At 57.6% G+C, this 7,139-nt stretch carries 8 protein-coding genes and 1 pseudogene; 3 read left to right on the top strand and 6 right to left on the bottom strand.

Annotated features, from left to right (window positions below; translation table 11 throughout):
• From ACOYNV_RS24465 to ACOYNV_RS24450, 4 genes and pseudogenes are all read right to left on the bottom strand, one after another.
• The coding region (locus ACOYNV_RS24465) for an EAL domain-containing protein (RefSeq protein ID WP_422902424.1) at positions 1-188 on the bottom strand (188 nt) is incomplete at its 3' end.
• A 156-nt stretch (positions 189-344) separates the two neighbouring features.
• Positions 345-536, bottom strand: a complete 192-nt coding sequence (locus tag ACOYNV_RS24460; protein ID WP_422902423.1) for a sugar phosphate nucleotidyltransferase — start codon at positions 534-536, stop codon at positions 345-347.
• 43 nt (positions 537-579) lie between these two features.
• Positions 580-681 (bottom strand): nucleotidyltransferase family protein, encoded by a 102-nt coding sequence (locus tag ACOYNV_RS24455; protein WP_422902422.1) that lies wholly within the window; start codon positions 679-681, stop codon positions 580-582.
• Positions 682-965: 284 nt separating this feature from the next.
• Positions 966-1,226 (bottom strand): annotated as a pseudogene (locus ACOYNV_RS24450) (UDP binding domain-containing protein); the annotation flags it as partial.
• Between the two features lie 470 nt (positions 1,227-1,696).
• On the opposite strand from ACOYNV_RS24450, the gene ACOYNV_RS24445 reads away from it, so the two are divergent.
• Together ACOYNV_RS24445 and ACOYNV_RS24440 are read left to right on the top strand one after the other, a co-directional pair.
• On the top strand, positions 1,697-1,981 hold the full coding sequence (locus ACOYNV_RS24445) for a hypothetical protein (RefSeq protein ID WP_422902421.1): 285 nt from the start codon (positions 1,697-1,699) through the stop codon (positions 1,979-1,981).
• A gap of 505 nt (positions 1,982-2,486) precedes the next feature.
• Positions 2,487-2,975, top strand: a complete 489-nt coding sequence (locus ACOYNV_RS24440; protein ID WP_422902420.1) for a hypothetical protein — start codon at positions 2,487-2,489, stop codon at positions 2,973-2,975.
• A gap of 7 nt (positions 2,976-2,982) precedes the next feature.
• Here ACOYNV_RS24440 and ACOYNV_RS24435 read toward each other — a convergent pair whose 3' ends face one another.
• Complete coding sequence (locus tag ACOYNV_RS24435) at positions 2,983-4,890, bottom strand: MFS transporter (protein WP_422902419.1); 1,908 nt, start codon at positions 4,888-4,890, stop codon at positions 2,983-2,985.
• Positions 4,891-5,427: 537 nt separating this feature from the next.
• Positions 5,428-6,036 (bottom strand): hypothetical protein, encoded by a 609-nt coding sequence (locus ACOYNV_RS24430; RefSeq protein WP_422902418.1) that lies wholly within the window; start codon positions 6,034-6,036, stop codon positions 5,428-5,430.
• A gap of 400 nt (positions 6,037-6,436) precedes the next feature.
• Here ACOYNV_RS24430 and ACOYNV_RS24425 point away from each other — a divergent pair, with 400 nt between their 5' ends.
• Positions 6,437-7,018: a hypothetical protein gene (locus tag ACOYNV_RS24425; protein ID WP_422902417.1), complete on the top strand. Its 582-nt coding sequence runs from the start codon at positions 6,437-6,439 to the stop codon at positions 7,016-7,018.
• Positions 7,019-7,139: the final 121 nt, after the last annotated feature.

Below are 7,139 nucleotides of genomic sequence, written 5' to 3'. Positions count from 1 at the left end.
GCTGGCACCATTAGGCCGCGATTCGGTGGCTCCAATGGGGCGAGATTTGTCAGCCGGGCGTGAAAGTAGCCCTGTATCTCATCGCAGACGCAGGCACTGGTCTGCGCAAACTCATCCGCTGTTTCAACGCCTTCGGCAACGGTTTCCAGCGAGAGACTTTTTGCGAGAGAGACAATGGCCTGGACGATGGACTTGTTGGCCAGTAATGTCGTTACAGAGGCATTTTTTGGGTCATCTGCGTAGTAACTGCCCGTGGGGCGACGCTACTCCCCACTCCTCACCGAAGATCCGCCACATACCACCCCAGCGCCTCTCTCAACCCATCGCCAATCGGATGCGTCGGCTCATAGCCCAGCAACGACCTGGCCTTGCTGATATCGGCCAGCGAATGGCTGGTCGGCGACGACGATGCCGTAGTTCTGCACCTCTTCAGGCGGCACCTCCAGCGTCACCACACTGACGATGGCGCCCTTGCTGCGGTGCTCGTGCAGGGCAGCGCCCAGATCGAGGTCGATGATCGCATCGCCGCAGATCACCAGCGTCGTTTCATCGAAGAAACCGCTGAAGTCCTGGATCCCCTTAGTATTCCATTACCGGATTGCCCAAAATCGGCACCATCGGCTTGGGTAAATCCTTGGTCAGCGGGCGAACCCGCGAGCCTTGGCCAGCGGCCAGAATCATTCCTTATGCCATCTATTTTCCCTTGAAACACTGGATGGTGATAAAGCCGGGTGACGTGAGTTACTGGCACGTAAACCCGAATCATGCCTCTGTAAGCCTTATCAACTGGTCATCTACAGCATATAAGGCTGTCAAGCCAATGAATACGCCACTCTTCAAGCTAATAACCTGTAGATCGCCTATTCACAACCCCCCAGCCCCCCTTGTGGCCAGAGGCCAGGCTTCGCGCTCAGGGGGAAAGTGGGTTGATTGACGGTGTGGCGCTGCTCCACCACCGCCAAACCCTACCGTCCAATCCCCGAATACACAATCCCAATCCGCTTCATCTCGGCCGGCTCAAACAGGTTCCGTCCGTCGAAAATCACCGGCGCTTTCAACTTTGCCTTGATCGCGTCAAAGTCCGGGCTGCGAAACTCTTTCCACTCCGTAACCACCACCAGCGCATCCGCCTTCTCCAGTGCCGCTGTCTGGTTCTCTGCGTAACTCAACCGTGGCTCATCCGGGAAATAGTGTTTCGCCTCGACCATCGCCACCAGGTCATACGACTATGTCAGCGATTCGCAAGGTGTCTATTTTCCATCACGGCAGAGTTGTGGCGCATTGGCCCGGCGATGCCGAAAACATGGCTGTTCGTTCCATGGTCGAACATTTCCAAGGTTAGCGTGCAGCCCTTGCTGGACGAGTGGGGATACACGGAGGGCGTCACTTTTCGCTTGCGTGCAAACGAAACGGACGACGGGTGTATTTCTTGGAGACTGCCATGCCCGACCTGGAAGGAATGGCCCCTATTGTCCTTGACCACCGAGGTTCGATTTTGTAGGATATTCAAGTCCATTCAGATCGCCCTACAAGATTGCGGCCATTCTTTGCCGCTTTCAAAATCAGCAAAGCAGTAAAATCATGCCTGAAGACATGGATTGCTGACTGACCACTGAATGTCTTATCTGCCTCAGCCTTTACGATCGGCTGGACTAACGCCGCACAGTAAATTTTTTATCATTTTTTGGATTTAAGGATGGATTACGCCATGGGATCGAAATCACCTTCAGAAGAGTACGTCGAAAGAGCCAAGCGGTTGAGTAATGACGAATCTGAACGTTTGTTGTCGAGAATGCGGGGACGATTTTCACGCAGAATGGAGAACAACAACCTGAGCACGACAAAAGCCTTGGCATTGCAGCTTGAGTATGAGGATGAGGGACTGGCGGAATGGCGCGAAAGGATGGCTGAATTGAAAAAGTCGCATGAAGGCGTCGAAGTCAATAACACGCCGGACAGGATAATTGCCGTCGACCAGTGAGGTCTGCATCGCCAGTTGTCCAATGATCGCCACTTATCCATAGATTGCGCGGAAAGCACCAACTTGAGCAAGGCCGTATGCGGCTCCAGCGATGTAGAGGATTCCACAGACGCGGCACAAGGACCGACCACCTTTCCCCACCTGTGCCACGAACAATTCCGGTGAGCGCTTCGGCAGTTCCGATGAAAAGTGTCAGTATTTGAAACAGTATGGCTCAGTGGATTGTTGTGGGCAAAACAATCATGATTTCTTTTCCTCCCCGGGCTCGGGGATTTCAGCTCACGCATTTGAAGACACTGATCTACTGAGCAACAGGAGGCAGCAGGTTGAGGCGTCAGGCAAGGCAGTAGCAGTCAAATCCTGTTCTGGCCACGGCCCTCCTCGACCATCTCCTCGACTTGGCTCCTCTGGAACCTGGCCCTGACAACAAATTGCCCACTTCAGGGCTGCGGACCCTTGATATCAAAGATACAGCGGTGCCAGCGTCCGTTTTTACGATGATCAGATGAAACTGCTGTCTGCTCGCGCGACCGACAGCTATCGGCCCAAAGACATGAACTGGTTTCATGACACTCTTGGACGTTCCGGCCTTGTTCGCACACCAGCGTTCGCGTTGCCATCGGCTGATATTGGCTTTACGATCGCTCAGGCGACGCCGGACCGCAAGGCCGTTATTGGAGCTGATCTCGCACTCAAGGATATTTCTGCATCGTTGTCGCGCCAGCGCGCCTCCCCGTCTGCGCAACTTGCTCTCACCGAAAGCTCTGGCCAGGTTCTTGCTGCGTCGCATGGCGCCTGGGCGATGAACGATGCTGCGCCGGTGCAACTGCCTACGCTGGCGACCCTGGGTTTGCCCATACTGGCGAAGGCTTTTTCCGGGATGACGTCAGTCAATGGCACGCGAACGTTGGCCAGCGCCCCTTGGAAGCCGGCAAAACGGCCCAGCGCCGCGCCGATCAACATTCCCGGGAAACCACATGGCCTTCGCCTTTGACCTTCGCTTACTTCCAGTCGCCACGCAGCTCGGCAACCAGCGCCTGCAAATCTTCCGGCGTAGATGATTCCGCCGAAACGGGCTGGCCAACGCTCAGGCCGATCTGCGAAAAAGGCCGCAGATGAGACGGTTTGCTCATCGCCGGACCGTCCTTGCGGCTGAAGAAACTGCCCCATAGTCCGCGCAAGGCCATGGGAATGACCGGCACCGGCGTGCGCCTGAGGATGCGCTGGATGCCGGGACGGAAGGGGCAGATTTCGCCGTTATCGGTGATCCGCCCTTCGGGAAAGATGGCAACCAGTTCGCCCGCTTCCAGCGCTTGGGCAACCGCCCCGAAAGCGGCCTCCATCATCGCCGGATCTTCCTTGGCCGGAGCAATCGGGATGGCGTTCATGTGGCGGAAAATGAAGCTGATCAGCGGCATGCGGAAAATCCGGTGATCCATGACGAAGCGGATCGGACGCCGGCAGGCTGCCGAGATGACCAGCGGATCGACAAAACTGACATGGTTGCAGATCAGCACCGCTGGCCCCTCGTCGGGAATATGCTCCAAGCCCTTCTGCTCCAGCCGGTAGATCGAGTGGATCAGCAGCCAGGCCACGAAGCGCAGCATGAACTCCGGCACCAGGGTGTAGATGTAGATGGCGACCAGCGCATTGCACAATGCGGCAATGCCGAACAGCACCGGAATCGTCACTCCGTTGCCGAGCAGCCCGGCGGCGACGAGCGCGCCGACGACCATGAACAGCGCGTTGAGGATGTTGTTGGCGGCGATGATGCGCGCCCGATGCTCCGGCGCACTGCGCAACTGGATCAGCACATAGAGCGGCACGATGAAGAAGCCGCCAAACAGGCCGAGCCCGAAGAGGTCGAAGAGGACGCGCCAGGTCTCGTGCAAGGCGAGCAGACTGCTCATCGCCAGCGGCGCAGCGGCGGGCAAGCTGGCCGGCGAGGCAAAGACCAGATCGAGGCCGAACAGCGTCAGGCCGATCGAGCCGAAGGGCACCAGCCCGATTTCGACGTGCTTGCCGGAAAGCTTTTCGCAGAGCATCGAGCCCAGACCGATGCCGACGGTGAAGGTGGCCAGCAGCAGCGTGACCGAGGTTTCATCACCGCCGAGAACGTTCTTGGCATAGACCGGAAACTGCGCCAGGAACAGCGCCCCGTAGAGCCAGAACCACGAGATGCCGAGAATCGACAGGAACACCGTGCGGTTCTGCCGTGCAAAACCAATGTTGCGCCACGTCTCGGAGAACGGATTATGGTTGATTTCCAGATCGGGCGCCGGCGCCGGCGCCGGCGGAATCCCGGTACTGGCCATAAAACCGGCTGCGGCAACCAGCAATCCGGCAAAGGCCACCCAGCTTGGATGCCCGGCCGCTCCGGAGAGCAGCCCGCCGGCCAGCGTGCCGATCAGGATGGCGACAAAGGTTCCGGATTCGACCAGCGCGTTACCGCCCACCAGTTCATCCTCGCGCAGATGTTGCGGCAGGATCGCGTACTTCACCGGGCCGAACAGCGTCGAGTGCAGGCCGAGCAGAAACAGCGCGCCGAGCAGCACGGCCAGGCTGTGCAGGAAAAACCCGAGCGCCGCGACGCCCATGATGACCATCTCCAGCACTTTCACCAGACGCGCCATTTTTGCCTTGTCGTATTTGTCGGCCAGTTGCCCGGCCGTCGCCGAAAAGAGGAAGAAGGGAACAATGAAAATCCCCGCCGCCAGATTGGTCAGCACCTCCGGCGCCAGCGTCGTCCAGCTCGCCGCATGGAAAGTCAGCAGCACGACCAGCGCGTTCTTGAACAGGTTATCGTTGAATGCCCCGAGAAACTGCGTCACGAAAAACGGCGCAAAGCGGCGGGTTTTGAGCAGGGCAAACTGGGAATGCTGTGACTGCGGTGTCGATTCAGAGCTCATTACGCTTCCTTGCGAATGGTGTTGAGGCACGCCAGCGTTGGCGAAAACACGCATTTTAGTAGAAGCAGGAATCCGGGGGCGATTTGCACTCGCTACGGAGAAGGCCGGGCTACCGGTTTGCTCGCGCGGCTTCCCTGATATTTGCACAACTCTTCATGCCTGATGGCCGGGCTGGTGCCGTTCGCTTGATAAGCGTTATCCTCTGCAATGCTCATGGATAGGCGTTATGCAGAACATACGCCTGAAGAGTGGCGTATTTAATGGCTCTGCGGCATGGCTCATTGAAGAACGCCATTTGGCGCGGCTTCCAGCGATAGTTGAAGACAGAGCAGAGATTATATATAGACAAGCGAGGCGGGATAGTGCGCTCGGCGCACCTTAGCGGCTTGCATCTGCCCTTGATAAAAGATGGCTAAAGACTGCTGCTGCGCTTGGTACTCGAAACCGTGCTTTCGAAATTGGTTCCCCTGCGCCGATAGTTGGTGGTCCCTTCTTCATGCCGCTCAGTGTCCACTTCCTTGGCGGCAGTTAACTCCGTCACCTGCCGGGGGATGTCGGTCCTGTTCGCCAAGACGGCGGCCGAGGTCTGCAGCTCCGATAAACAGCGACATTAACGTACAGCGCCGCGGCCATGCCGGCGTAGGCCGGATTTGCCGTTATGTTGGCCAAGACCTGGTCGGCAGGATTCACGAAAAAATTGGCTGCCAAAGCAATGGCAGTGCCGGGTGTCGTGCCGGCGATCCCCGCTACGGGAGCGACGGCAATCGGTGCGGTGGTGGCAGTAGCAACAGCCGTACTGGCGGTGGCAGGCTGCGCCGGGGCGGCAGTAGCGGCAGCGGGGGGCGTGTTGGTCGACGCCGTGTTCGGAGTGTTGCTGCTGGCGGGCAAGGGCGGGCTAGCGAGCGCAGCATCGATGGCGGCGTTGAGCGTGGCAGCGGTGATGGTGGTGACCGCCTGCAACGACGGCGCAAACAGCCCCGCCTGGTTATAGGTGAGAGTCGCCTGCGACCTGTCGCTCAAGGTCAGTGTCACGCCCGGTACCGAGAGCGATGACTTTGTTCCGTCAGCCAAGGTGAACGCTTGCCCGGCGGAAGTGGGTTTATAGGCTGTATTGAAAATCGGCACAGCCTGGATTGCGCTGACCATCGGGAAACCTCCCATTAAAATTTGACCTCAATGGCAGCATTGAGCGTTTCAATCAGGTCTGCTGTTCTTTGCGGGTCTGGGCGTGAAACCAAAGAGAAACTTGTATGGTTTGCTCTGTGCACCGATGGAAATGAATAAAAACACGCAACCCAAGTTAATCGAAGTCTATGACTACCAGAGTCTTGCTGTAATACCGACGATGCCGTATTTTGATTACCGTATTTTCTGTATTTTTTGCTTAACGCAAGTGGCTGAATTCGAATCGCAATGCCCAGTTTGCCCCGGGTCAATTCACCGGGATCGTTGAACCTGAAAACCCCTGTTAAACCACGAAGAGCACGGAGAGCAGCTTCGCGCTGTTCTTTGTGAACTTCGTGGTTAATTTCGGTTTCTGGGTTGAATGCGTCCTCATTCGGATAAAATCTCGATTGCCTTGCTGGCTTGCAGTCTGCGACATTTCGCCACCGTCTTGCCGGAGCCAGCCAAACCCGAGAAGCTTGTTGCCATGCGCAGTCCTTTTTCCCTGGTCGACTTTTCCATCATCCTGGCACTGGGCATCGTGGCTGTGGTCGGCTACAAGTACTCGCCGCTGTTGCTGGCCAAGGCCGACGTGACGATCGAGCCGGTTGCCGGTTGCGACCTGCACAAACAGGCCTGCCTTGCCGAAATCCCCGGTGGCGGTCGTATCGAACTGAGTATCACGCCGCATCCGATCCCTGTGGTACAGCCGCTTCAGGTCAGCGTAACAATTTCCGGCGTGGTGGCGAACAAGGTTGAAATCGACTTTGCCGGAGTCACCATGAACATGGGATACAACCGGAGAGCCCTCAGTGCCGACGGCAACGGACGCTATGCCAGCGAAGCGATGCTTCCCGTTTGCATCACCGGCCGCATGCTCTGGCGGGCAACGCTGGTGCTTGAAACCGGGCGCCAGCGCATTGCCGTACCTTTCCTGTTTGAAGCACCGGTCCAGGGAGGCTGAGAACCAGTGAAGACATCAAGATCATGCAAAAGCTGAGCTATTTGCTGATTGCTTGCCTGTGGACCTCGTTCTCGCTCCCCGTGGATGTTCATGGGGCCACCAGCACGCCGACTGCCGCACC

It is taken from the genome of Propionivibrio sp. (assembly GCF_049316945.1).
Lineage (GTDB): Bacteria > Pseudomonadota > Gammaproteobacteria > Burkholderiales > Rhodocyclaceae > Propionivibrio.
Note: the sequence above shows the minus strand (reverse complement) of the source record. Positions and strands in the feature narration are given on the sequence as shown.